Source organism: Telluria sp. AZSoR62, assembly GCF_058111565.1.
In genome coordinates this window covers 1-274 of record NZ_JBYTST010000293.1, presented here as the reverse complement: position 1 = coordinate 274, position 274 = coordinate 1, and the positions used below count along the sequence as shown (strand labels likewise).

At 62.4% G+C, this 274-nt stretch carries 1 protein-coding gene; it reads left to right on the top strand.

Annotated elements, in window-relative coordinates; translation table 11 throughout:
- The coding region (locus tag AC3XQU_RS23855; RefSeq protein ID WP_489876610.1) for a hypothetical protein at positions 1-274 on the top strand (274 nt) is incomplete at both ends.

Below are 274 nucleotides of genomic sequence, written 5' to 3'. Positions count from 1 at the left end.
ACTACTGCTGGTACCGGGTTCTGCCGCTGCACGTGATCTGTCGAACCGGTCGGGGTACGACGTCGCCTTCCTGGGTGTACAGGTTCCTGTGCCGATTCTGGCCGACACGAAAACGATCCTGCTGCCTTACACCCATTTCTCGGTGCTCATGCGGCTGGACAAGCGCCTGGCCGCCGTCACGGCCCTCGGCATCGACGGGGAGAAGCTGATGGATCTGGACCGATCCGGGATCCAATGGCAGCTGGATCCAAGGTTGGCCGAGGACCAGCAGACC